This is a genomic window from Spirosoma terrae (assembly GCF_010435915.1).
Lineage (GTDB): Bacteria > Bacteroidota > Bacteroidia > Cytophagales > Spirosomataceae > Spirosoma > Spirosoma terrae.
Window position 1 is genome coordinate 217,838 of the sequence record NZ_JAAFZH010000001.1, and the last position, 23,752, is coordinate 241,589.

35 protein-coding genes are annotated in these 23,752 nt (G+C 44.4%); 33 read left to right on the forward strand and 2 right to left on the reverse strand.

Translation table 11 applies throughout. From position 1 onward, the window contains the following. The first annotated feature begins 126 nt into the window (after window positions 1-126). Window positions 127-945: an Fpg/Nei family DNA glycosylase gene (locus tag GK108_RS00905; protein WP_163941419.1), complete on the forward strand. Its 819-nt coding sequence runs from the start codon at window positions 127-129 to the stop codon at window positions 943-945. On the opposite strand, the gene GK108_RS00910 is transcribed toward GK108_RS00905, so the two are convergent. Then, complete coding sequence (locus GK108_RS00910) at window positions 940-2,151, reverse strand: DNA polymerase Y family protein (RefSeq protein ID WP_246224607.1); 1,212 nt, start codon at window positions 2,149-2,151, stop codon at window positions 940-942. The two genes, GK108_RS00905 and GK108_RS00910, sit on opposite strands and share 6 nt — an antisense overlap. Before the next feature lie 174 nt (window positions 2,152-2,325). Between GK108_RS00910 and GK108_RS00915 the strand changes: the two genes are divergently transcribed. Beyond that, complete coding sequence (locus GK108_RS00915) at window positions 2,326-3,039, forward strand: LexA family transcriptional regulator (RefSeq protein WP_212592696.1); 714 nt, start codon at window positions 2,326-2,328, stop codon at window positions 3,037-3,039. 50 nt (window positions 3,040-3,089) lie between these two features. On the opposite strand, the gene GK108_RS00920 is transcribed toward GK108_RS00915, so the two are convergent. Then, complete coding sequence (locus GK108_RS00920; protein WP_163941423.1) at window positions 3,090-4,874, reverse strand: ABC transporter ATP-binding protein; 1,785 nt, start codon at window positions 4,872-4,874, stop codon at window positions 3,090-3,092. A 214-nt stretch (window positions 4,875-5,088) separates the two neighbouring features. Between GK108_RS00920 and fusA the strand changes: the two genes are divergently transcribed. From fusA to rplQ, 31 genes are all read left to right on the forward strand, one after another. Next, window positions 5,089-7,206 carry an elongation factor G gene (gene fusA, locus GK108_RS00925; RefSeq protein WP_163941424.1) on the forward strand — a complete coding sequence of 706 codons (2,118 nt, stop codon included), beginning with the start codon at window positions 5,089-5,091 and terminating at the stop codon, window positions 7,204-7,206. Window positions 7,207-7,322: 116 nt separating this feature from the next. Continuing rightward, entirely contained in the window at window positions 7,323-7,628 is a 306-nt protein-coding gene (rpsJ, locus tag GK108_RS00930) for a 30S ribosomal protein S10 (protein ID WP_077134125.1), read from the forward strand. A 432-nt stretch (window positions 7,629-8,060) separates the two neighbouring features. Further along, window positions 8,061-8,681 (forward strand): 50S ribosomal protein L3, encoded by a 621-nt coding sequence (rplC, locus tag GK108_RS00935; RefSeq protein ID WP_163941426.1) that lies wholly within the window; start codon window positions 8,061-8,063, stop codon window positions 8,679-8,681. Window positions 8,682-8,684: 3 nt separating this feature from the next. After that, window positions 8,685-9,314: a 50S ribosomal protein L4 gene (gene rplD / locus GK108_RS00940; RefSeq protein ID WP_163941427.1), complete on the forward strand. Its 630-nt coding sequence runs from the start codon at window positions 8,685-8,687 to the stop codon at window positions 9,312-9,314. Between the two features lie 2 nt (window positions 9,315-9,316). Further along, window positions 9,317-9,604 carry a 50S ribosomal protein L23 gene (gene rplW, locus GK108_RS00945; protein WP_163941435.1) on the forward strand — a complete coding sequence of 96 codons (288 nt, stop codon included), beginning with the start codon at window positions 9,317-9,319 and terminating at the stop codon, window positions 9,602-9,604. A 29-nt stretch (window positions 9,605-9,633) separates the two neighbouring features. Further along, window positions 9,634-10,458 carry a 50S ribosomal protein L2 gene (gene rplB, locus GK108_RS00950; RefSeq protein WP_163941438.1) on the forward strand — a complete coding sequence of 275 codons (825 nt, stop codon included), beginning with the start codon at window positions 9,634-9,636 and terminating at the stop codon, window positions 10,456-10,458. A 9-nt stretch (window positions 10,459-10,467) separates the two neighbouring features. Next, window positions 10,468-10,746: a 30S ribosomal protein S19 gene (gene rpsS, locus GK108_RS00955; protein WP_012930238.1), complete on the forward strand. Its 279-nt coding sequence runs from the start codon at window positions 10,468-10,470 to the stop codon at window positions 10,744-10,746. Window positions 10,747-10,815: 69 nt separating this feature from the next. Further along, window positions 10,816-11,208: a 50S ribosomal protein L22 gene (rplV, locus tag GK108_RS00960; RefSeq protein WP_163941441.1), complete on the forward strand. Its 393-nt coding sequence runs from the start codon at window positions 10,816-10,818 to the stop codon at window positions 11,206-11,208. 3 nt (window positions 11,209-11,211) lie between these two features. Continuing rightward, window positions 11,212-12,084 (forward strand): 30S ribosomal protein S3, encoded by an 873-nt coding sequence (gene rpsC, locus GK108_RS00965; protein ID WP_163941444.1) that lies wholly within the window; start codon window positions 11,212-11,214, stop codon window positions 12,082-12,084. A gap of 86 nt (window positions 12,085-12,170) precedes the next feature. Beyond that, window positions 12,171-12,599 carry a 50S ribosomal protein L16 gene (rplP, locus tag GK108_RS00970; protein ID WP_163941447.1) on the forward strand — a complete coding sequence of 143 codons (429 nt, stop codon included), beginning with the start codon at window positions 12,171-12,173 and terminating at the stop codon, window positions 12,597-12,599. 21 nt (window positions 12,600-12,620) lie between these two features. Then, window positions 12,621-12,815, forward strand: coding sequence for a 50S ribosomal protein L29 (gene rpmC / locus GK108_RS00975; RefSeq protein ID WP_163941450.1), 195 nt, complete (start codon window positions 12,621-12,623; stop codon window positions 12,813-12,815). A 14-nt stretch (window positions 12,816-12,829) separates the two neighbouring features. After that, window positions 12,830-13,153, forward strand: a complete 324-nt coding sequence (gene rpsQ / locus GK108_RS00980; RefSeq protein WP_163941453.1) for a 30S ribosomal protein S17 — start codon at window positions 12,830-12,832, stop codon at window positions 13,151-13,153. A gap of 3 nt (window positions 13,154-13,156) precedes the next feature. After that, window positions 13,157-13,525, forward strand: coding sequence for a 50S ribosomal protein L14 (gene rplN, locus GK108_RS00985; RefSeq protein WP_012930232.1), 369 nt, complete (start codon window positions 13,157-13,159; stop codon window positions 13,523-13,525). A gap of 3 nt (window positions 13,526-13,528) precedes the next feature. After that, complete coding sequence (gene rplX / locus GK108_RS00990) at window positions 13,529-13,888, forward strand: 50S ribosomal protein L24 (RefSeq protein ID WP_163941455.1); 360 nt, start codon at window positions 13,529-13,531, stop codon at window positions 13,886-13,888. Window positions 13,889-13,902: 14 nt separating this feature from the next. Next, a complete protein-coding gene (gene rplE / locus GK108_RS00995) occupies window positions 13,903-14,460 on the forward strand; it encodes a 50S ribosomal protein L5 (RefSeq protein ID WP_163941458.1) in 558 nt (185 codons plus the stop codon). A gap of 9 nt (window positions 14,461-14,469) precedes the next feature. Continuing rightward, complete coding sequence (gene rpsN / locus GK108_RS01000) at window positions 14,470-14,739, forward strand: 30S ribosomal protein S14 (protein WP_163941461.1); 270 nt, start codon at window positions 14,470-14,472, stop codon at window positions 14,737-14,739. Window positions 14,740-14,829: 90 nt separating this feature from the next. Further along, entirely contained in the window at window positions 14,830-15,228 is a 399-nt protein-coding gene (gene rpsH / locus GK108_RS01005) for a 30S ribosomal protein S8 (protein ID WP_163941465.1), read from the forward strand. A gap of 13 nt (window positions 15,229-15,241) precedes the next feature. Beyond that, window positions 15,242-15,799, forward strand: coding sequence for a 50S ribosomal protein L6 (gene rplF, locus GK108_RS01010; RefSeq protein ID WP_163941468.1), 558 nt, complete (start codon window positions 15,242-15,244; stop codon window positions 15,797-15,799). A 110-nt stretch (window positions 15,800-15,909) separates the two neighbouring features. Then, window positions 15,910-16,263: a 50S ribosomal protein L18 gene (gene rplR / locus GK108_RS01015; protein WP_163941471.1), complete on the forward strand. Its 354-nt coding sequence runs from the start codon at window positions 15,910-15,912 to the stop codon at window positions 16,261-16,263. Window positions 16,264-16,266: 3 nt separating this feature from the next. Beyond that, window positions 16,267-16,785 carry a 30S ribosomal protein S5 gene (rpsE, locus tag GK108_RS01020; RefSeq protein WP_163941476.1) on the forward strand — a complete coding sequence of 173 codons (519 nt, stop codon included), beginning with the start codon at window positions 16,267-16,269 and terminating at the stop codon, window positions 16,783-16,785. 19 nt (window positions 16,786-16,804) lie between these two features. Further along, the gene (gene rpmD, locus GK108_RS01025) at window positions 16,805-16,984 is read left to right on the forward strand and encodes a 50S ribosomal protein L30 (protein WP_162388475.1); all 180 of its coding nucleotides are present in this window, start codon (window positions 16,805-16,807) and stop codon (window positions 16,982-16,984) included. A gap of 95 nt (window positions 16,985-17,079) precedes the next feature. Beyond that, window positions 17,080-17,556, forward strand: coding sequence for a 50S ribosomal protein L15 (rplO, locus tag GK108_RS01030; RefSeq protein ID WP_163941479.1), 477 nt, complete (start codon window positions 17,080-17,082; stop codon window positions 17,554-17,556). Window positions 17,557-17,587: 31 nt separating this feature from the next. Then, on the forward strand, window positions 17,588-18,904 hold the full coding sequence (gene secY, locus GK108_RS01035) for a preprotein translocase subunit SecY (RefSeq protein WP_163941482.1): 1,317 nt from the start codon (window positions 17,588-17,590) through the stop codon (window positions 18,902-18,904). 32 nt (window positions 18,905-18,936) lie between these two features. Further along, window positions 18,937-19,749, forward strand: a complete 813-nt coding sequence (map, locus tag GK108_RS01040) for a type I methionyl aminopeptidase (RefSeq protein WP_163943704.1) — start codon at window positions 18,937-18,939, stop codon at window positions 19,747-19,749. Window positions 19,750-19,756: 7 nt separating this feature from the next. Continuing rightward, window positions 19,757-19,975, forward strand: coding sequence for a translation initiation factor IF-1 (infA, locus tag GK108_RS01045; protein WP_163941485.1), 219 nt, complete (start codon window positions 19,757-19,759; stop codon window positions 19,973-19,975). Between the two features lie 88 nt (window positions 19,976-20,063). Next, entirely contained in the window at window positions 20,064-20,180 is a 117-nt protein-coding gene (gene ykgO, locus GK108_RS01050; protein WP_009284800.1) for a type B 50S ribosomal protein L36, read from the forward strand. Window positions 20,181-20,182: 2 nt separating this feature from the next. Beyond that, a complete protein-coding gene (gene rpsM / locus GK108_RS01055) occupies window positions 20,183-20,560 on the forward strand; it encodes a 30S ribosomal protein S13 (protein ID WP_163941488.1) in 378 nt (125 codons plus the stop codon). Between the two features lie 94 nt (window positions 20,561-20,654). Then, window positions 20,655-21,050 carry a 30S ribosomal protein S11 gene (gene rpsK, locus GK108_RS01060; RefSeq protein WP_163941491.1) on the forward strand — a complete coding sequence of 132 codons (396 nt, stop codon included), beginning with the start codon at window positions 20,655-20,657 and terminating at the stop codon, window positions 21,048-21,050. Window positions 21,051-21,129: 79 nt separating this feature from the next. Further along, the gene (gene rpsD, locus GK108_RS01065) at window positions 21,130-21,735 is read left to right on the forward strand and encodes a 30S ribosomal protein S4 (RefSeq protein WP_163941494.1); all 606 of its coding nucleotides are present in this window, start codon (window positions 21,130-21,132) and stop codon (window positions 21,733-21,735) included. A 163-nt stretch (window positions 21,736-21,898) separates the two neighbouring features. After that, complete coding sequence (locus GK108_RS01070) at window positions 21,899-22,888, forward strand: DNA-directed RNA polymerase subunit alpha (protein ID WP_163941497.1); 990 nt, start codon at window positions 21,899-21,901, stop codon at window positions 22,886-22,888. Window positions 22,889-22,965: 77 nt separating this feature from the next. Continuing rightward, on the forward strand, window positions 22,966-23,739 hold the full coding sequence (rplQ, locus tag GK108_RS01075) for a 50S ribosomal protein L17 (RefSeq protein ID WP_163941500.1): 774 nt from the start codon (window positions 22,966-22,968) through the stop codon (window positions 23,737-23,739). The last annotated feature ends 13 nt before the right edge of the window (window positions 23,740-23,752 follow it).

The window sequence follows — 23,752 nt, forward strand, 5'->3', positions numbered from 1 at the left end:
CTAGTGATAATCAAATTTTTATGCCGAATAATAAAAAATGGAAAGTGGCTCTGTGAGGCCACGTAACGCAGTGTATGATGATCTTATAACAAGTTTATCCTTGGATTGGTTATCTGTCAAAAAGCAATGCCCGAGCTTCCTGAAGTCGAAATTCGACGCCAATATTTAGAGTCATCTTCGCTATATCAGCCAATTAGTAATATAGAAGTAGAAGATAAGCGTCTGCTTAATACAGACTATACTACTCTTCTGGCTGCACTTGATAATCGTCAATTTACCGGTACACGACGAGTGGGTAAAAACTTATTTGTGCTGACCGACGAACCAGGCGTAATTATGCACATGCACTTTGGCATGACTGGTGATCTGGAGTATTATCATGCATCCGTTGACAAACCGCGCTTTGCACGCATCGTCTTCGAATTTACAAATGGTTTTAAGCTGGGATTTCTTTGTCCAAGGAAGTTTGAACGCATTGGTCTAGTAGACGATATAGACAAATTTCTAAAGCAGAAAAAGATCGGCCCGGATGCTTTAGAAATAACGTTGAGTGAATTATCAAAACGCATCAAACAGAAAAAATCGCCAATTAAGCCCGTACTTCTGGATCAAAGTATCGTAGCGGGTTTAGGAAACTGGATCGTTGATGAGGTTTTATTTCAGGCCTTTGTTCATCCAGAGCAACGCGCTGACACGCTGACTGACAGTCAACTGCTAAACATTTATGATTCAGTTCGTTTAGTTCTTGAAACGGCAATACGTTGTGAAGCTACGTATCGGGATTTTCCGATAGGTTTTCTTATACATGTTCGTGAGTGGGACGATTCGCCGTACGATGATCTGGATGCTCATAAATTTTGTCCACGTTGTCATACCCGTATAGAGCGGTCAGTTGTTGGAGGAAGAACAACTTTTTTTTGCCCGAAAGAGCAGGTAGTATTATAGGTCTTTAATATTTCCAAAACCAATGACATCCTTATAGATGGGGTTATCCCGTAGCTCTGTCGCGCGTACTAGTTTGTCTGCACCAAATTTTGCTTTCAGGTCGTATAGGGTTTGGCGAAATTTATTCTTACGCTTATTGTCTTCAAATAAATTAAGAGGTACTACGTCAGTGGGGATAAATCGAAAAACTACTACGTTCATGTTACGTAGCTGTTCATTCAAAACGGGTTCACAGTGGTGTGACTGCTGAAACCTGGCAAGCCTGTCTTTAATAATCTGATATAATTCAATGCCGTCCTGTTTAGGCTCGGGAAAGTGTACTTCGTAATTAAACGTTTTGCCCGTATGATATCGGCACGAAAATGATAAATCCTGGCAGAAGACCTTTTGTCGGACCATTCGTCGCTCAAGTGTTAAACATAGCGATTGTAGTAATTCGTCGAGTCGTTCCGAGGTTTGTCGTTGATCGGCAGAGATCGTTCTCATAGCAGACATACTTTTATTGCCTTCCTGAGTTGCCAGATCGACTTCTCCGCCAAAATTGAGTCGAATATGCCAGTGCCAGCCAATAATACTTTTGCAGATAATACGTAAATGGTCGGGAGAAGCATATCGAAGCTGTATAGGGGTATTTATGCCTTTAGATTGGAGCCTGTCAGCCATTCGGTATCCAATGCCAGGCAAATCTGTTAGTGAAAGAGTTTTGAGTATATCGTCTATTGAGTCGGGGGTGATAATAGTTAGGCCATCGGGTTTTTGAATGTCGGAAGCTAGTTTTGCCAGGAAAACATTAGGAGCAATTCCTATTGAACATTTCAAATAGTCGCCTACCTTTTCACGGATAGCCTGTTTTATGTCTTTGGCTACCTGTTGCATGTCCTTATAAGCTAGTTGATAGTTTGTTAAATCAACCACAGCTTCGTCGATGCTTTTTGGTACTACGTCGTCAGAGAATGTACGTAAGACGGCTATAATTTTAGTATGATATTCCCTATATCGATTCGGATGCGTTTCTATTGGCACTAAATCGGGACAGAGATCTATCGCTTCATCTAGACGCATACCCGTTTTTACCCCCCTATTTTTAGCTTCAATAGACGGAGCGATAATGCATCCATGCTTGCCTGTATAAACGCAGACACCTACTGGTCGCCCGCGCAACCAGTAATTTACCTGTTGTTCACACGAAGCAAAAAAGCTATTCATGTCAACAAAGAGTACAGTAGGTAAATTATGATTCGTAAGTCGATTTCGGTTCATTAATTTTACAAAAAGAAAATTGCTTTGTTGATCTCAAGCCGTCTATAATTGTTGTATGTTTGTTGTAATATAATTGCAATATATTTTACCTGTATTATAGTGTCAACAACTTATACTACAATGGCAGAAAAATGTTCAGAAAAAATTAATTATACAGTGACTATACAAGATCGGTTAAAGCAGGTATTTGATGCTTTAGGAATTACTATATATCAGATCGCCAAAGAGTTAGGGGAGAACCCGTCGAAATTCTATAATATTCTGAATGGACGAGCAAAACCATCTTATGATACCATTATGAGTTTGCTGGCTTGTTACCCTCAGATAAGCGCAGACTATTTGATTCGGGGTATTCTGCCCGTATTGAACTCTCCAGAAGCAAATGCAAAACTCACCGGCTCAGATGATGAGACAGTTGAAATACCATTTGTTCCAGTTCGATTTTATGCGACGTTTGTAGAGAGCTATTCCGATGGAGTAGGTGATAGAGAAACCGAGTTGTTTCGAGTACGCAGGCCTGTCATGAAAGGCTATAAGCAAGCGGTTGTGCTTGAAATATCAGGCAATAGTATGAGCCCTCAACTTGCTCACGGCGCAAAAGTATTGGCTGTACCTGTTAGCCAGGGCGATTGGGAATATCAATCAGGGGGAGTCTACGCGGTAATGTATCGCGATTATTTCGTTGTCAAGCGAATACGCGACAATGAATTAATAACCCGGAAGTATCTTACTCTTCACTCCGATAACCCAAATGGAGGGAACGTAACAGTTCCTTTGCAGGACATCAGGGGAATGTGGAAAATTGTAACCATTGTAGAGGCTCCTGTGGAGTAACACAGTAACTATCACTAAAAAGGGCTGGCTATTATAGATGCCAGCCCTTTTTAGTTTACACTAGCTTGTTGCAGGACCTCTTTCTGGTGTGCCCACATATCCTGAAAGATAACACTATGTTGACGAAGTTCTAAGAATGTTCCTGCGTCTACAATATGCCCGTCCTGCATAATATAAACGTAGTCGAACAAAGGGAGCAGATGAAGCCGGTGGAGCGTGGAGACAACTGCCTTATCGGCAAATTCGCGCAATAGTTCGCGGTAAATCTCTAACTCCGTTTTAGGGTCTACACTACTCGTTGGTTCGTCGAGAAGCACAATATCACTCGTTCGGGCTGCCAGCACACCACGAGCCAGTGCCAATCGTTGGCGTTGCCCCCCTGATAGATTTACGCCTTTCTCCTGAATATTGGTGTCGAGCCCATGAAGAAGTTGCTTCAAGACTTCCTCAAAGCGAGCTACACGGCATACCTGGCGTATCTCGTCGTCGCTGAAGGGTAAGCCAAGCGTAATATTATAGGCAATTGTACTCTCGAATATTTCGGGTTCCTGGGGAAATAACGTAACAGTATTAGCGATCGCGTTCAGGTCAGGAAATAATTGCCCATCAACTAAAACCGACAGGCCTGGCTCTGGCTGATATAAACCACGTAACAAAGTAAGTAACGTACTCTTCCCAGATCCACTTTCTCCAATAAACGCAATCCGTTTTCCGCGACTAAGGTTTAGCCTTACATTATCTAGATTGGCTATTTTTTGCGATGTTCCTGTTACGTTACGTCCGTGCGAAAAGTTAAGTTGAGCAATAGCGATGTTATGCCAATTATCAGGTAAGGCAGCTGATTCTGGATGCTCATGCTGAGCATAAGCTTCGCTGATGCTACGTACCGTTTGCACGTCTGTGTTATACTTTACAATCTCTGTATACTGCCAGGCTATGTCATGAAAAACGCTGGTAAATTGATTCACGTAACCTAGTAATGTAACAAGCCCACCCACCATAAAAACCTGGCCAGGTGTATAATGCTGATACACGTAACCCGCAGCCATCACGACATAAATCAAGGCAACGAGCATACTAGCCGCGAACCATTTCCACTCGTTGATTTTTACCTGCCGCATGAACGGCGGGAAAACCTCGGCAATTTTATATCCCAGGCCTGCCTGAATCCGGGCTTCCAAACGTAGCGTAATTACGGTAATGATGTTGGATAAACTGTCGAAGAGCGTGGCCGATACAACATGTTCCCGTTCGTTGGTTTCGTCGAGCGCTTTGATAAATGGTCGGTCGAAACACAAAATCACCCAAATGGTGAGTGCTCCTAGTAGCACACCCACCAGACCAAATGCAGGTGAGAAGTAAAGCATTGCCCCGAACGAAAACACAAATTTTGCCAATGCCTGAAGATAGATAAAGCCATCTTGAAAAAAGGTTTTCAGCGCGTCATAGGCTTTACGAATTCGGTTAATTGTTACGCCACTATGATGATCTTTATGCCAGCCAACAGGTAAATGGAGTGTCTGATGAAACAATTCATCTAGAAAATTGCGACTCAAATTAAAGGCTAATCGACGTTCCATGACCCGTGCAGGACCGTGAAAGGCCCATTCCAGGATTTCTAGCGCTACGTAACCACCCGCATAAAGCCAAACCAGACGCAGGATGTCGACATTTGGTTGCTGAAACTGACCCACAAACCAGCCAAATAGTAAGGGACGTAGTGCCGCTACTACGTTGGCTAGAATGAATAGGAAATAGACAAGCACATATTGCCGTTTTTCATGCCGGGCGTATTGCCAGGCTGTTCGCAAAAGTGCTATATACGGGTTTTGCATGATTCTAAGGCATAGTCTCATTTACTGAGACGTGATCACTCCTTAAATGGACAAAAAAGAAGAATAGTTTCTTTGATATTCTTTAGTGATACGTTGGTTTTCTAATTGACTTTCAGTAATTTTGCGACCTGATTTTGTAGAAAGGGGATTGGCTGATACTAGCTAGACTCTTTACTTAGATTTAGGGAAACATAACTTTCAGTATAACAAGCTAATGGCTCGCGATTTAACCTTCACGAGAAACATCGGTATCGCTGCGCACATTGACGCAGGTAAAACGACCACAACCGAACGCATTCTCTATTACGCCGGGGTAAGCCACAAGATCGGTGAAGTTCACGACGGTGCTGCTACCATGGACTGGATGGAGCAGGAGCAGGAGCGTGGTATCACTATTACGTCGGCTGCTACTACCGTTGATTGGACCTATCGGGACAAAAAATACCATATTAACATCATTGACACTCCGGGTCACGTTGACTTCACTGTAGAAGTAAACCGTTCGTTACGTGTACTCGATGGTCTGGTGTTTTTGTTCAGTGCCGTTGATGGTGTTGAACCTCAGTCAGAAACCAACTGGCGTCTGGCTAACAATTACAACGTAGCTCGTCTGGGCTTCGTTAACAAAATGGACCGTTCTGGAGCTGATTTCCTGAACGTATGCCGTCAGGTAAAAGAAATGTTGGGTAGCTACGCTGTCCCTCTTCAGTTACCTATCGGTGAAGAAGATAACTTCAAAGGTGTAGTTGACCTGGTTAACTTCCGGGGTATTATCTGGAATGAATCAGATAAAGGTATGACCTTCCAGGTTGTTCCTATTCCGGACGATATGCTGGACGAAGCGACCGAATGGCGTGAGAAACTCCTAGAAGCTGTTGCTGAATTCGACGACAGCCTGATGGAGAAGTATTTCGAAGATCCAGAGTCAATCACGGAGGACGAAATTCTTGCCGCTCTGCGTAAAGCAACCATCGCGATGAAAATTGTTCCGATGCTTTGCGGTTCGTCGTTCAAAAACAAAGGTGTTCAAACCATGCTCGACTACGTGATGGCGCTGTTGCCTTCGCCGTTGGACAAAGAGAACATCAAAGGTACGAACCCAGATACGGGCGAAGAGATTTCGCGGAAACCATCGGCAAGCGATCCGTTCTCGGCACTGGCTTTCAAAATCGCTACTGACCCATATGTAGGCCGTCTTTGCTTCATCCGTTCATACTCGGGTGTACTGGAATCGGGCTCCTATATCTTGAACAACCGTTCGGGTAACAAGGAGCGTATTTCGCGTATTTTCCAAATGCACGCCAACAAGCAGAACCAGATCGAGCGTCTGGAGGCTGGTGATATTGGTGCTGTGGTTGGTTTTAAAGATATTAAGACTGGCGATACGCTGTCAGACGAGAAGAACCCAATCGTTCTGGAATCGATGGTATTCCCAGATCCGGTTATCGGTTACGCGATTGAGCCGAAGAAAACGGCTGATCAGGATAACTTCTCGAAAGCAATTGGTAAGTTGATCGAAGAAGACCCAACCCTGAAGGTTGAGTCGAACGAAGAAACTGGTCAAACCATTATCCGTGGTATGGGCGAGCTTCACCTCGAGATCATTATTGACCGGATGCGTCGGGAATTCAAAGTAGAAGTGAACCAGGGCGCTCCTCAGGTTGCTTACAAAGAGAAGCTAACCAAGAGTGTTGAACACCGCGAAGTGTATAAAAAGCAGTCGGGTGGTCGTGGTAAGTTTGCTGATATCGTTTTTGAACTGGGACCACGGGATCAGGAAGAAGATGGCAGCACAAAAATTGGTCTGCAGTTTGTTAATGGTATTGTTGGTGGTGTGATTCCGAAAGAATTCATTCCTGCCGTACAGAAAGGCTTCGATGAGTCGCTGAAGAATGGACCATTAGCAGGATTCCCACTCGAGAGCATGAAAGTCCGGTTGTTCCACGGTTCGTATCACGACGTTGACTCCGATTCACTTTCATTCGAGATGGCAGCTCGCCTGGGCTTCCGTGAAGCAGCTCGTCAGGCTGGTCCGAAACTGCTTGAACCAATCATGGCTGTTGAAGTGCTAACGCCAGAAGAATACACCGGTCCAATCACGGGTGACCTTAACCGTCGTCGTGGCGTAATGAAAGGTATGGATTCGAAAGCCGGATCACAAGTGATCAAGGCTGACGTACCTCTGTCGGAGTTGTTCGGTTACGTAACGGATCTGCGCACGATGTCGTCAGGTCGTGCTACGGCTAACTTGACCTTCTCGCACTATGAAGTTGTTCCTCAGAATATTTCTGATACGGTAGTTGCCAAAGAAAAAGGTACCGTGAAGGCATAAGCCTATTCGATATTGGGCAGTAAATCTAAATTGGTTTACTGCCCATTTTTTGTGCTGTCGGAGTAAATGGTTCTTTCGGCAGTGCTTAGTTTAACCATATAACGAACCAAAACACAATGAGCCAAAAAATTCGCATTAAGCTGAAATCGTTCGACCACATGCTGGTTGATAAGTCGGCTGAGAAAATTGTTAAAGCCGTTAAATCAACCGGTGCTGTTGTAAGTGGTCCAATCCCTTTGCCTACTGACAAAGAGATTTACACGGTATTACGTTCTCCTCACGTAAATAAGAAAGCACGGGAACAGTTCCAGCTTTGTACTTATAAGCGTTTGGTTGATATTTATAGCAGCAGTGCTAAGACGGTTGATGCATTGATGAAGCTTGAGTTACCAAGCGGTGTTGATGTGGAAATTAAAGTCTAACAATTAATAGAAAGGCTTTGCAAATAGAGGTTTGATACATTTGTTATCAAACCTCTATTTTTTATTGGTTACAGCAACCTAAGTGTCTAATTATTAAAAACTTCTTTTAGGAAAAGTTTTTCTTTATAAGAAAATTTCATAATTTTGCACTCCCAAACTCGATAAAGGGTCAAAAAGACATACGAGGGTGAAGGTCTACGATAAGTGGAAACCACACCTGACTTTCGATTAAACTTACCTACGTGTGTAGGTACGGTATAGTCATAAAAGGTCAGGTGTATTACGCCTGACCTTTTTTTGTTCTTTTTTCTTCTGATTGTTAGGCATATATAGGATTCGTCTTACAGAATGCCTACCTTTGCGGCCCGATTCAGAGGGTCTGAGTGCGGAAATAGTACCTATTTTTTACCTGCTTACTTTAAACAAACAAAAATGTCTGGTTTAATTGGCAAGAAAATCGGGATGACCAGCGTGTACAATGCGGACGGGCAGGCTCTGGCATGTACAGTGATTGAAACAGGTCCCTGTGTCGTAACTCAAGTTCGTAGCATTGAGAAAGATGGCTACACGGCTGTGCAACTGGGTTTCGGCGATAAGAAAGAAAAGCACACCAACAAGCCGGAGTTGGGTCACTTCAAAAAAGCTGGCACCACCCCTAAGCGTAAACTGGTTGAATTCAAAGAATTCGAACAGGAGTTTAACTTAGGCGATACGCTATTAGCAGCTGACGTATTTGGCGAAGGAGACTTCGTTGATGTGGTTGGAACAGCTAAAGGTCGCGGTTTCCAGGGCGTTGTGAAGCGTCATGGATTTGGCGGGGTTGGCGGTCAAACGCACGGTCAGCATAACCGGGGTCGTCACCCAGGCTCGATTGGTGCCTGCTCGTTCCCTTCGCGCGTATTTAAAGGCCTCCGTATGGCAGGTCGTATGGGCGGCAACCGCGTAAAAGTTCAAAACCTGCGTGTACTACGTATTCTGCCTGAGCAAAATTTGCTCGTTGTTAGCGGTTCGGTTCCGGGAGCCAAAAATTCATACGTTATTATCGAGAAGTAGGTCATGGAAGTAATCGTATATAACAGCAAAGGCGAGGACACTGGTAAGAAAGTCACGCTATCGGAAGAGATTTTCGGTATTGAGCCGAACCAGCACGCGATTTACCTCGACGTGAAACAATACCTGGCCAACCAGCGTCAGGGAACACACAAAGCGAAAGAGCGCGCTGAGAATGCTCACTCAACTCGTAAGTTGAAGAAACAAAAAGGTACCGGTGGCGCTCGTGCTGGTAGCTTAAAATCGCCAGTATTCGTTGGTGGTGGTACTATTTTCGGTCCTCGCCCCCGCGACTACAGCTTCAAGCTAAATAAGAAAGTAAAGTCGTTGGCACGCCAGTCGGCTTTAGCGGTGAAGGCACAGGCAAATAACATTTCGGTTATTGATAGCATTGCGCTCGAAGCTCCACGTACTAAAGATTATATCCAGTTTCTGGCTGATCTGAACGTAAGTGATCGTAAGACGTTGCTTATTCTGCCAGATGTGAATACGAACGTTGTGCTTTCGAGCCGGAACCTGCAGAAGGCTAAAGTGACGACCACATCACAGGTAAATACCTATGATCTGATGAATGCTGATCAGCTTTTAATTAGCGAAGAAGCTTTGTCAACTATTCAAACGTTGTTCGAAAAATAATCATGAGCATACTAAAACGACCAATCGTCACCGAGAAAATGACGGGCCTTAACAAGCAGGGAAAGTATGCTTTTGAGGTTGATTTGAAAGCTAACAAACTCGAAATCAGTAAAGCCGTAGAAAAACTATACGGTGTAAACGTCGAGTCTGTTCACACGTTACGTTCACTAGGTAAAAAACGTAGCAAAAATATTAACGGGCGCGTCGTAACGGGCAAAACCCCTACTACGAAGAAAGCAATCGTTACGGTTGCAGAAGGCGAAGTAATCGATATATACGCTGACCTGTAAACGAGCATTGCTCTACCAATTAATCAGTCATGGGAGTTAAGAAACTAAGACCAGTAACGCCAAGTACACGCTTCCGCGTAGCACCTGACTTTGCTGAAATAACAACCTCCAAGCCAGAGAAAAGTCTGCTGGAGCCCCTAAAGAGAACCGGTGGCCGTAACAATGAAGGTCACCGCACTATGCGCTACATTGGTGGAGGTCATAAGCGGCACTACCGTATTATTGACTTCAAGCGCGATAAAGTCGGCCAACCTGCCGAAGTTTTGACTGTAGAATACGATCCTAATCGTTCAGCACGTATCTCACTGGTTCAGTATGCTGATGGTGAGAAGCGTTACATCCTGGCACCGCAGGGAATTACAGTTGGTCAGACCGTAATTTCTGGTGAAGGGGTAACTCCTGACGTAGGAAATGCAATGCCTTTATCGGCAATGCCTATCGGTACTATCGTTCACAATATTGAATTAACGCCTGGTAAAGGTGGTTCAATGGCTCGTTCGGCTGGTACGTATGCTCAGTTAGTTGGCCGTGAAGATAAGTACGCAATTCTGCGTCTGCCATCAGGTGAAACTCGTCGTGTATTAAGCGCTGGTATGGCAACAGTTGGTTCTGTTTCTAATCCAGACCATATGAACGTAGTAGTCGGTAAAGCTGGTCGTAACCGCTGGCTGGGTATTCGTCCTCGCGTTCGTGGTGTTGTGATGAACCCAATTGATCACCCAATGGGTGGTGGTGAAGGCCGGGCTTCTGGTGGTCACCCACGCTCACGTAACGGCCAGTTCGCTAAAGGTCAGAAGACCCGTAAGAAGAATAAGGCTTCGAACAGCATGATTATTAGCCGACGCAAAAAGTAACAGATAACAATGGCACGTTCACTTAAAAAAGGCCCCTATATTGATTTTCGCCTAGACAATAAAGTTCAGGCTCAGAATGATTCGGGCAAGAAATCGGTCATCAAAACCTGGTCGCGTCGCTCAATGATTTCGCCGGATTTCGTAGGCCATACCTTCGCCGTACATAATGGCAACAAATTTATCCCAGTTTATGTGACCGAAAACATGGTAGGTCACAAGCTTGGTGAATTTTCCCCAACGCGGAATTTCCGGGGACACACTGCAAAGAAAGACAAGGGCAAACGATAAGAAAGTTAATAGCTTTTAGTTGATCTCTTCTGATGTCAATTGAAAACTGAAACTGAAAACTTCAAAAAAATGGAAGCAGTAGCAAGACTTAGAGATGTGCCCACGTCGCCCCGTAAAATGCGGTTAATCGCCGACTTAATTCGTGGTCAGCGCGTTAGCCGGGCGTTGGGTCTGTTAAAATATCAGCCACAAGCAGGCGCTGCCGTATTACAGAAAGTTCTGTTATCGGCGGTTGCAAACTGGCAGCAAAAAAATGATGGGGAACGTATCGAAGATGCAGACCTCTATGTAAAAACGATCTTCGTAGATGGCGGCCCAATGCTAAAGCGTCTGCGTCCAGCTCCACAAGGTCGTGGACACCGGATTCGGAAGCGTTCTAACCACATCACTATTGTGGTGGATAGTGCGGCTCAGCCAGTTTTAGATCAGGCAGAAGCAGAAACCCCAGAAAACGAGAACTAAGAAATGGGACAAAAAATTAATCCAGTTGGCCTACGACTTGGTATTGTTCGTGGCTGGGAATCGAGCTGGTACGGCGGTAAAGAGTTTTCTGATAAACTCGTTGAAGACGAAAAAATCCGGAAATACGTTGCCGCCCGTATCCCTAAAGGAGCCATTGCTCGGGTTGTTATCGAGCGTACACTGAAACGTGTAACTCTCACAATTCACACAGCTCGTCCAGGTATTGTTATCGGTAAAGGCGGTGGTGAAGTTGACAAAATCAAAGAAGAGTTGAAGAAAGTGACTGGCAAAGATGTCCAGATCAACATCTTCGAGATTAAACGTCCTGAAATCGATGCTAAACTAGTTGGTGAAGCAATCGCTCAGCAGCTTCAAGCTCGGATTTCGTTCCGTCGTGCTATGAAACAGGCTATTCAGTCTGCCATGCGTGTAGGAGCACAAGGTATTAAAGTTAAAGTATCAGGACGTTTGGGCGGAGCAGAAATTGCACGTTCAGAACAATATAAAGAAGGTCGTGTCCCTCTTCATACACTACGTGCTGATATTGATTACGCTATCTCTGAAGCACAAACCGTTTACGGTAAAATCGGCATTAAGGTGTGGATTTTTAAAGGAGAAGTGTATGGCAAGCGTGATCTTTCTCCAGCTGCCATGATGAGTCAAACTCAGGCTGGTGAGCGTACCGCAAGTGCTAACGACCGTGGTGATCGTCGGGGTGCCCGTGGTGACCGTGATGGTAATGACCGTGGTGGCCGTAACCGTGGTGATCGTGGTGGCCGTGGCCGTGATGGTAATGACCGTGGTGGTAACCGTGGAGGCCAGGGTGGCAACCGTGGAGGCCAGGGCGGCAACCGTGGAGGGGGCCAAAGACGATAGATTAGTTTTCAGTTTTCAGTTTTCAGCTTTGGACCAAACCTACAACTGAAAACTAATCAACTGTAAACTGTAGACTTCTTAAAAAGATGTTACAGCCAAAAAGAACAAAATTTCGCAAGCAGCAAAAAGGGCGGATTCCTGGTATCGCATCTCGTGGCCATGAAATAGCATTTGGTACGTTTGGTATCAAATCGTTGGAACCGGGTCGTATTACCGCTCGCCAGATAGAGGCCGCTCGGATATCCGTAACACGTGCTATGAAACGTGAAGGCCAGGTATGGATTCGCATTTTCCCAGATAAGCCAATTACCAAAAAGCCAGCTGAAGTACGGATGGGTAAAGGTAAAGGTGCTCCTGAATACTGGGTAGCCGTAGTAAAACCCGGCACAATTATGTTCGAAGCAACGGGCGTTAGTCTGGAAACAGGCATGGAAGCCTTACGCTTAGCAGCTCAAAAGCTGCCAGTTCGGACCAAATTTGTAGTCCGCCGTGATTATCAGGAGCAAGGCGAATAAACTCCTCAAGCGACGAACAAGATGAAAAAAGAAGATTTAAAAGGACTGTCGGCCGACGAATTACGTAACGAAATCGTTGCGGAACAAGATCGTCTGCTAAAGCTGAAGTTCGCTCACGCAGTATCTCCAGTTGAGAACCCAATGCGTATTCGCGAGAGCCGTAAACGGATTGCTCGCCTGAACACTGAACTGACGGTTAAATCGCGGCAAGCCTAATATAAGATACGACGATGGAAGAGCAACAAGCATCAGCACCACAGGAGGCAACGCCAGTAGCTGCAGCAACAGAACAGCCGCAAGCAGAGCGGAACGCTCGGAAAGAGCGTATCGGACGGGTGACAAGCAATAAAATGCAAAAGACAATCACTGTTGCCGTTGAACGGAAAGTGAAACACCCTTTGTACGGTAAGTTTCAACATAAAACGAAGAAACTTACTGTTCACGACGAGAATAACGAGTGTGGAATCGGCGATACAGTTCGCGTAATGGAGACCCGCCCGTTGAGCAAAAATAAACGTTGGCGTTTAGTCGAAATTATCGAAAAAGCGAAGTAAGCCATGGTACAGCAAGAATCAAGATTAGGAGTAGCAGATAACAGTGGCGCTAAAGAAGTGCTGGTTATCCGAGTTCTGGGCGGTACAGGCAAACGCTACGCTTCTGTCGGTGACAAGATTGTCGTCACAGTGAAGCAAGCTCTGTCGTCCAGCAACATGAAAAAAGGCACAGTTTCTAAAGCTGTTGTCGTTCGGACAAAAAAAGAAGTACGTCGTAAAGACGGTTCGTATATCCGGTTTGAGGACAATGCGGCTGTGCTGCTTAACAACAACGATGAGCCACGTGGCACCCGGATTTTTGGGCCTGTAGCTCGTGAATTGCGTGAGAAGCAGTTTATGAAAATCGTATCGTTAGCTCCAGAGGTATTGTAAGCAATGGAAAAGAAAAAAACGCTGCCAAAGCATAAATTCCACATCAAGACGGGCGATACGGTCCTCGTGATTGGTGGTAACTCAAAAGGTCAGCGCGGTGTGGTGAAAGAAGTCATTGTAGAGAAAGATCGTGCTCGTGTTGAGGGCGTCGCTATGATTACGAAGCACATGAAACCAACCGCTTCTAACCCACAGGGAAGCCTGGAAAAGACGGAAGGGTCAATTCATATCAGTAACCTTAAATTGGTTGATCCTGCTACTGGCGAGCCAACTCGCACAGGCCGTAAGTTGAATGATAAGGGTAAACTTCAGCGCTTCTCTAAGAAGAGCGGTAATTTTATTCCTGACGCGGGTCGTAAATAATAAAGTCTAAGAAAATGGCAACGCCAAGACTGAAAGAAAAATATTTAAACGAGGTCGTAGCTCAGTTAAAAGACAAGTTTCAGTATAAGTCGGTTATGCAAGTACCGCGTCTGTCTAAAATTGTCATTAACAAGGGTATCGGTGCCGCCGTCGCTGACAAAAAGTTGGTTGACGTAGGTGTTGAGGAATTAACGACTATCACAGGACAGAAAGCCGTTCCGACTTTATCGAAGAAGGCTGTTTCGAACTTCAAGCTGCGGGAAAAAATGCCCATCGGTGCGAAGGTAACGTTGCGCGGGGAGCGTATGTATGAATTTCTGGATCGATTAACGACCGTTTCGTTACCTCGGGTTCGGGATTTCAAAGGCATTAGTGATAAAGGATTCGACGGCCGTGGTAACTATACTTTCGGTGTCCAGGAGCAAATCATCTTCCCTGAAATTAGTATTGACAAAGTGGCTCGGATCTCGGGAATGGACATTACGTTCGTTACTACCGCAAATACCGATACTGAAAGCTACGAGTTGTTGAAATCATTGGGTATGCCATTTGCAAATTCTGGCAAAAAATAACCGATCGACATGGCAAAAGAATCAATCAAAGCACGCGAGCGGAAACGCGAAGCACTGGTAGCTAAATACGCTGCGAAGCGAGCTGCTCTGAAAGCTGCCGGTGATTACATCGGTTTGGACAAGTTACCTAAAAATGCATCACCTGTTCGCTTACATAACCGTTGTAAATTAACGGGTCGCCCACGGGGTTACATGCGTAAATTTGGTATTTCCCGGGTAACGTTCCGTGAAATGGCCTCTGCAGGTAAAATTCCAGGTGTAACAAAATCAAGCTGGTAGTTCCAGTTACCATTTCCATTTGTAATTCAGTTTCCGTAATTTTGCGAACTTTCTTGGAAACAGGGGTTTGCAAGTAACGCAACGCTAAGAATGAATACAGATCCAATAGCAGATTTTCTGACACGTATCAGAAACGCTATCCGGGCTAAGCACCGGGTTGTGGAAATTCCTGCTTCCAATATAAAGAAAGAAATTACGAAAGTTTTGTACGATAAAGGGTACATTCAGAACTATAAGTTCGATGATACTTCTGCGCAGGGCACCATTAAAATTGCTCTGAAGTACAACCCAACCACAAAGCAATCAGCTATCGTGGACCTACAACGTATCAGCCGTCCAGGCCTGCGCCAGTACCGCGGTGCTGATAACCTGCCTCGTATCCTGAACGGATTGGGTGTTGCCATCATTTCGACTTCGAAAGGAGTAATGACGGATAAAGAAGCGAAAACGCTTAACGTGGGCGGAGAGGTATTGTGTTACGTATATTAATCCGAATTGAACGATGTCACGCATAGGTAAGAAACCCATCGCCCTGCCAAGTAACGTTACACTTTCTGTTGACAAAGAGAATGTTGTAACGATAAAAGGGCCTAAAGGCACCCTGACCCAGTCGGTCGACCCGGACATTTCGGTAGCAGTCGAAGACGGTCAAATCCAAGTAACACGCCCAACCGAACAGAAACGTCATAAAGCGTTACACGGTTTATATCGCGCTCTGGTAAGCAATATGGTTACGGGTGTTAGCGAAGGATTTAAAATTAACCTTGAAGTTATTGGGGTTGGTTATAAAGCTGCCGTTACAAACAATGTTCTTGAATTGCAACTCGGTTACTCGCACAATGTGTATGTAGCTGTTCCTGCAGAAATAAAAGTAACAGCTGTAACGGAAAAAGGTCAGAATCCAAAAGTATATCTGGAAGGTTCTGATAAGCAGCTCCTTGGCGACGTAGCCGCTAAAATCCGCTCACTACGTAAAGTTGAGCCATACAAAGGCAAAGGTATCCGTTTCGTTGGCGAGCAAGTTCGTCGGAAAGCTGGTAAATCTTCGTCTAAAAAATAAAGCTTGTCAGTTGAGGTTTGTTGTTGAAATGATTCTACGTTTAGCGACAAACTTCAGCCTACAGGATCAACATATACATATAAACGCCTATTTGGTCGGAATCAAATAACATGGCAACAAGTAAACAAGAAAGAAGACAACGGATTAAGTTTGGTATTCGGGCAAAAGTGTCTGGAACTGCTGAGCGTCCACGGTTGTCCGTTTTTCGCTCTAACAAAGCGATTTATGCTCAATTAATTGATGACATAGCTGGAAACACACTAGCTTCAGTTTCATCAGTTGAATTAAAGAGCGAGATTGAAGGCAACAACGTTGAGACGGCAAAAAAAGTCGGACAACGACTGGCTGAAAAAGCGCTTGCCAAAAACATCGATACTATAGTATTCGATCGTAATGGCTATTTGTATCACGGTAAAGTAAAAGCACTGGCCGATGCAGCCCGCGAGGGTGGCCTTAAGTTCTAAAGGATGAACACGAACGCAGCAAGACCGACAAAGTTTAACGAAGCCGACCTGAAAGAAAAGGTGGTAGCCATCAACCGCGTAGCGAAGGTGGTAAAAGGTGGTCGCCGGTTCAGTTTTTCGGCAATTGTCGTTGTCGGAGACGGTAACGGTGTCGTCGGATACGGATTAGGCAAAGCCAACGAAGTAACAGATGCTATTGCTAAAGGGGTTGAAGATGCTAAAAAGAATTTAGTGCAAATTCCTCTTTTAAAACATACTGTACCTCACGAAATGGAGGGTAAGTTTAGTGGTGGGTTTGTATTGTTGAAACCTGCAGCTCCTGGTACAGGTGTTATTGCTGGTGGTGCTATGCGGGCTGTTCTTGAATCAGCTGGCGTACGCGACGTACTGGCAAAATCAAAAGGATCGTCAAACCCACACAACGTGGTTAAGGCCACTCTTGACGCTCTTTTGAAAATGCGTTTACCTCACCAAGTTGCTTTTCAGCGTCAGGTGAGCTTGGCTAAAGTATTTAACGGTTAATTAGAAAGGAGCAATAGACATGGCACGAGTACGCATCACGCAGGTCAGTAGCACTATTAAGCGACCGCTATCTCAGAAAAATGCGATCAAGTCATTAGGCTTGGGAAAAATCAACCGTAGCGTTGAGTTAGAATACAATGATTCTTTGAAAGGTGCTATCAATAAGGTGCAGCACTTAGTAAAGGTTGAAGAAATTTAAGTATCTTTGCGATTCTTTTGGCTTCCTGTTTCGCCATGCCTTAGTAGTATGGTCTGGAAAGTAGCCAAAAGAATCATCTTTTTAATTATAATAACATGAATTTAAGCAACCTTAAACCGGCAAAAGGTTCCGTCAGAGAGCGCAAGCGAGTCGGCCGTGGGCAAGGATCTGGCATGGGCGGTACGTCTACGCGTGGTCACAAAGGAGCGCAATCGCGTTCTGGTTACAGCCGTAAAACACACTTTGAAGGTGGTCAGATGCCACTTCAGCGTCGTGTTCCAAAATTTGGTTTTAAAAATATCAACCGTGTTGAGTACAAACCGCTCAATCTGGATTCTATTCAGGCATTAGTTGATACTACCAAAGCAACTGTTGTAGACATCGAATTCTTGCTGCAACATGGCTTAGTAGGTAAAAAAGATCTTGTGAAAATCTTAAGTCGTGGTGAGTTAACTTCGGCCGTAGAGATTCATGCACATGCTTTTTCAACAAGCGCAAAAGAAGCGATTGAAAAAGCAGGAGGTAAAGCAATTGTGCCCGCTAAACCAGCGAAAGAGGAAGCAGCGAATTAAGTTGTGAGCACGGCATCAGCCGCCTACTTTTATGAACCGACTGATCACCACATTTAAGAATATTTTTGCAATAGACGAGTTGCGGAATAGAATTCTCAACACGTTATTGTTTATTACGGCGTTCCGTCTCGGTTCCGCAATTGTGCTACCGGGCGTTGATCCTAACAAGCTCAACTTAAATCCGCAGGGATTGCTTGGGTTGTTGGACACTTTTTTAGGTGGTGCGTTCAGCAAAGCGTCTATTTTCGCATTGGGCATAATGCCGTATATCTCGGCATCTATTGCTATTCAGCTACTTACACTGGCTTTGCCTTACTTTCAAAAAATGCAGAAAGAAGGTGAATCTGGCCGTAAGCGATTGAACCAAATTACGCGTGTACTTACAATCGGCGTAACAGCAGTACAAGCTGTTACGTATATCCGAACGACAATACCAGCGGAAGCACTACTAATTGATCGTGGATTATTTACTGTCTCTTCGTTGTTCATCTTAACAGCCGGTACAGTTTTCTGTATGTGGTTAGGTGAACGGATTACAGATAAAGGTATAGGAAACGGAATTTCAATGATTATTATGATTGGAATTGTTTCCAGACTTCCAGGAGCAATTATTGGTGAGCAACAGTCCAGAGGCACAGGTGGTCTCTTGATTTTTGTACTTGAGTTGGTAGCCTTGTATTTTGTTGTAATGGGAGCCGTTGTTCTGACCCAGGCCGTGCGCCGGATTCCAATTCAATACGCTAAACAGGTCATTGGGAATAAAGTCGTTGGCGGCCAGCGTCAATATCTGCCATTGAAGTTGAATGCAGCAGGTGTTATGCCGATCATTTTTGCACAGGCTTTGATGTTTATTCCCGGTTACTTATCAGGCTTGTTTGCAGATAAAAGCGATTTTGCTGCTAGTGTACAAAATGCTTTCCAAAGCTACACTACATGGCAGTATAACGTCCTGTTTGCTTTACTGATTATTGTCTTCACATTCTTCTACACTGCTATTTCCGTTAACCCAACGCAAATAGCAGATGATATGAAACGTAGTGGCGGCTTTATTCCTGGTGTTAAACCTGGTATTCAGACATCTGAGTACATTGGTACGGTGTTAGACCGCATCACTCTACCAGGGGCAATCATGCTGGCTATTGTAGCAATCTTGCCAGCTATCGCTAACTTGTTGGGTATGACTAGTGGTTTTGCTCAATTCTTTGGTGGTACGTCGCTACTCATTATGGTCGGTGTTGTACTTGATACGTTACAACAAGTTGAAAGCTACCTATTGATGCGTCGATATGAAGGCTTGATGAAGTCTGGACGTGTTCAAGGTCGGACAAATGAGACCGTTGCGGCCTAATACATATGGCAAGTTCTGACAAAAAAGATAAAATGATTTTTTACAGGAGCGACGAAGAAATCGCTCTCATAAAAAATAGTGCACAGATACTTGGTAAAGCTCACGCAGAAGTTGCTAAGCTAATCCGGCCTGGTGTACAAACAAAGGAACTTGATAAGGTAGCTGAAGCGTTCATTAGAGATAATGGAGGGACACCATCTTTCTTAGGATACAATAAATTCCCTGCGTCATTGTGTATATCCATCAATGATGTAGTAGTGCATGGGATACCAGGCCGGTATGAATTGCGCGATGGAGATATTATATCTATTGATTGCGGTGTTAAGCTAAATGGGTATCATAGCGATAGTGCTTATACATATCCAGTTGGTAATGTAAGTCCTGCCACAAAACGTTTGTTGACTCGAACAAAAGAGTCGTTATACGTAGGTATTGAAAAGGCAGTTGAAGGCAATCGAATTGGGGATATTGGCTTTGCTATTCAGTCATACACAGAAAAATTAGGATACTCAGTGGTTCGTGAATTAGTTGGTCACGGCGTGGGCCAAAATTTACACGAAGCCCCTGAAGTCCCTAATTACGGTAAACGAGGACAAGGTCCGAAATTACAGGAAGGTATGATTTTGGCAATAGAACCAATGATCAATTTCGGAAAGAAAGGGATTGTACAGGAGCGTGATGGTTGGACAATTCGGACTGTTGATCGCAAACCTTCGGCTCATTTTGAACACACAGTAGCTGTGCGCAAAGGGAAAGCCGAAATTCTTACAACCTTCGAATTCATTGAAGCAGTTACCGCAAATACTAGCCTGATGGTTGATAGTCAGGAACTAATAGCGGCATAAAGCGAACATGGCAAAGCAGACTTCTATAGAACAGGATGGTGTGATTTTGGAGGCATTATCAAATGCGATGTTCCGGGTAGAACTAGCGAACAAGCATGAGGTAATAGCTCACATCTCAGGTAAAATGCGGATGAATTACATCAAAATTTTACCAGGAGATCGCGTTAAGTTAGAAATGTCGCCTTACGATCTAAGCAAGGCGCGGATTGTGTACCGATATAAGTAAGTGAAGAATAACGGATGAAGGGCAGAAAAGGTTTATCCAGTATGGCTTAACCTCCATTCGTTAGATTTCACTCTTAACTTCTAAGAACATGAAAGTTAAAGCGTCAATTAAAAAGCGCAGCGAAGACTGCATCGTGATCCGTCGGAAAGGGAAACTGTACGTGATCAACAAAAAGAATCCCCGTTATAAACAAAGACAAGGCTAAGAATGGCACGTATTGCAGGTGTTGATATTCCAGATAAAAAGCGAGGTGAAATTGCGCTGACATATATCTATGGCATCGGCCGTAGTCGGGCTAAAAAAATCCTGACAGACGCTGGTATCAATGTAGATAAAAAAGCCAGTGAGTGGTCTGACGAAGAAGCAAGCGCAGTGCGTAATGCTATTGCGAACGAGTACAAAGTAGAAGGTCAGCTACGTTCAGAAGTTCAATTGAGCATCAAACGCTTAATGGATATCGGTTGCTACCGTGGTCTGCGTCACCGTAAAGGTCTGCCAGTTCGTGGTCAGCACACAAAGAACAACTCTCGTACTCGTAAGGGTAAGCGGAAGACTGTTGCTAACAAGAAAAAAGTTACTAAATAATTAAGAGGTCGTTTCGAGTCATACATAACCATGTGCCGTTATTGTAAGGATAACAAATTATGGGGACTTATGGCAATGACGATTACCTAAAACAATGGCTCAAGCAAAACGCAAAGACAAAGCGAAAAAGCGGGTGGTAGTTGTTGAATCAGTTGGCCAGGTACACATCCGGGCTACTTTCAACAATATTATTATCTCGATCACGAATATGAATGGCCAGGTTATTTCTTGGGGTTCGGCCGGTAAAATGGGTTTCCGTGGCTCTAAGAAAAATACACCATACGCTGCTCAGATGGCTGCGCAAAACTGCGCTACCGTTGCTCATGATCTAGGTATGCGGAAAGCAGAAGTATTTGTAAAAGGTCCAGGATCTGGTCGTGAATCGGCTATCCGTACCATTCAAAACTCTGGTATTGAAGTAACGACAATTCGCGACATCACTCCGCTGCCGCATAATGGTTGTCGGCCGCCAAAACGTCGTCGCGTATAAGTTACGGATGGCATGAATAGGGGCAGGCGACATTTGGTTGTGTCTGTCCAATGTTTCACAATTATTCATTCATTAAAGAATGGCACGTTACACTGGGCCAAAAGCCAAAATCTCGCGTAAGTTCGGAGAACCAATTTTAGGAACGAGCAAGGCGCTTCAAAAGAAAAATTACGGACCGGGTATGCACGGTCGTGGACGCAAGCGGAAACAATCTGAATATGCGCTCCAATTATTGGAAAAACAGAAGGTTAAATATACGTACGGTATCCTTGAGCGTCAGTTCAGAGCTTTGTTCCACCGTGCTCAAGTACGTGAAGGTATTACCGGGGAAAACCTTTTAAAATTATGCGAAGCTCGGTTGGATAACACCGTATATCGCTTAGGAATTGCTTCTTCTCGCCGTGCTGCGCGTCAGCTTGTTTCGCACAAGCATATCATTGTTGACGGAGAAGTAGTTAATATACCTTCATATTCATTAAAGCCTGGCCAGTTAATTGGCGTTCGTGAAAAGTCGAAGTCGCTGGAAGCAGTTACAACTAGTCTGTCGGCACGTAGCACAAAACGTTATAACTGGGTTGAGTGGGACAGTCAGCAATTGACGGGTAAATTTATTAGCTACCCTGAGCGTGACCAGATTCCAGAAAACTTCAACGAGCAGGCAATCGTCGAATTGTATTCGAAGTAATCGGGCTGAATTCCTTTTACGGAGTTTTTGCTTTAATAATAGATAGTTTGCAGTGGGTAGCGCCTAGTAAAAGCTAAATAGGTTTACTAAGCGCTACTAACTAAAGGCTAAAAATTGAGTCTTCACGCCAAGGCAGAGAACTGCTGTAAACAATACGAAACGTATGTCAATTTTAGCGTTCCAAATGCCCGACAAAGTCGTAGTGGAGAAAGCCGACGACTTTCACGGGGTATTTGAATTCAAACCCCTTGAAAAAGGATATGGTGTAACGATCGGTAATGCGCTTCGGCGTATTCTGCTGTCATCGTTGGAAGGTTATGCCATCACAAGCGTGAAATTCCCCGGTGTGTTGCACGAGTTCTCTTCTATCGAGGGCGTCGTTGAAGACGTGACTGAAATCATCCTGAACCTAAAAATGGTTCGTTTTAAGAAGATTTCAGACATGGTTGACAACAAAATTACAGTCAACATTAAGAAGCAGTCAGTCCTAAAGGCTGGTGATATATCCAAATTCTCTCCATCATTCGAAGTGCTGAATCCTGAATTGGAAATCTGCCATATCGATGATACAAGAGATCTGGAAATGGAAATTTTTGTGGAAAAGGGTCGTGGATATGTTCCAGCTGACGAACCACGGGCAAATGAATTACCATTTGGACATATCCCAATCGATGCTATTTATACACCAATCAAAAATGTAAAATATAGCGTTGAAAATACTCGGGTTGAGCAAAAAACAGATTTTGAAAAGCTGTTACTGGATATTGAAACAGACGGCTCAATTCACCCAGAGGAAGCACTAAAAGGAGCAGCTTATATTCTCATTCAACATTTCATGCTCTTCTCGGATCAAACGATGACGTTTGAAACGACCAAGCCAGAAGAAGAGAACGTAGTTGATGAGGAAGTACTGCATATGCGCAAACTGCTTAAAACCTCATTGGCTGACCTGGATCTCTCAGTTCGTGCTTATAACTGTCTTAAATCGGCAGATGTTCGTACGTTAGGTGATCTCGTTCGGCTAGAAATTTCTGACATGATGAAATTTCGCAACTTCGGTAAAAAGTCATTAACGGAGTTAGAGCAACTAGTAGCAGAAAAAAATCTGACGTTCGGTATGGACGTCTCTAAGTACAGATTAGACGAAGACTAAGTCGGTTTGCGGTTTATGGTTTATGGTTTATAGTTGACCATGAGCCGTAAACTATAAACCGTAACCCTCAAAAAATAATGAGACACGGTAAAAAAGATAATCACCTGGGCCGCACACATTCGCACCGCGAAGCGATGTTGCAAAATCTGGCGTCGTCGCTGATTCTGCATAAGCGGATCGAAACGACTGTTGCGAAAGCAAAAGAACTCCGCAAGTTTGTGGAGCCGATTTTGACGCGGGCTAAAGATGACACCTACCAGAACCGTCGGATGGTGTTTCAGACATTAACTAATAAAGAAACAGTAAAAGAACTGTTTGGGACAGTAGCTGATAAAATTGCTAGCCGTCCGGGTGGTTATACTCGTATTATCAAACTGGGTAGCCGGTTAGGAGATAATGCAGAAACCTGCCTGATTGAATTAGTTGATTTTAATGAAGTACTGATTGCTGCGGCTGCTGAAAAAGCAAGTGCTGCAACCAAAACGCGTCGTAGCCGCCGTGGCGCTTCTCGCCAGGCAGCTGAAACTGAGCCTGCAGCAACTGTTGAGGCAGCAGAAGTAATCGAAGAAACAGCGGCACCTGCTACTGAAGCTTCTGGTGATGATCTAACGAAGATTGAAGGCGTTGGCCCTAAAATCGCGGAACTTCTGAACAATGCAGGTATTACCACGTTTGCTCAATTAGCCGATGCTCAAGATGAAGCTGTTCAGCAGATTCTAGTAGAAGCTGGTCCTCGTTTCAATGTCCATGATGCAACAACCTGGAACGAACAGGCTGCTTTAGCACGTGATGGCAAATGGGATGAACTGAAAGAACTGCAGGATCGTTTAAAAGGCGGTAAGGAAGAATAAACGGTGAATCAAG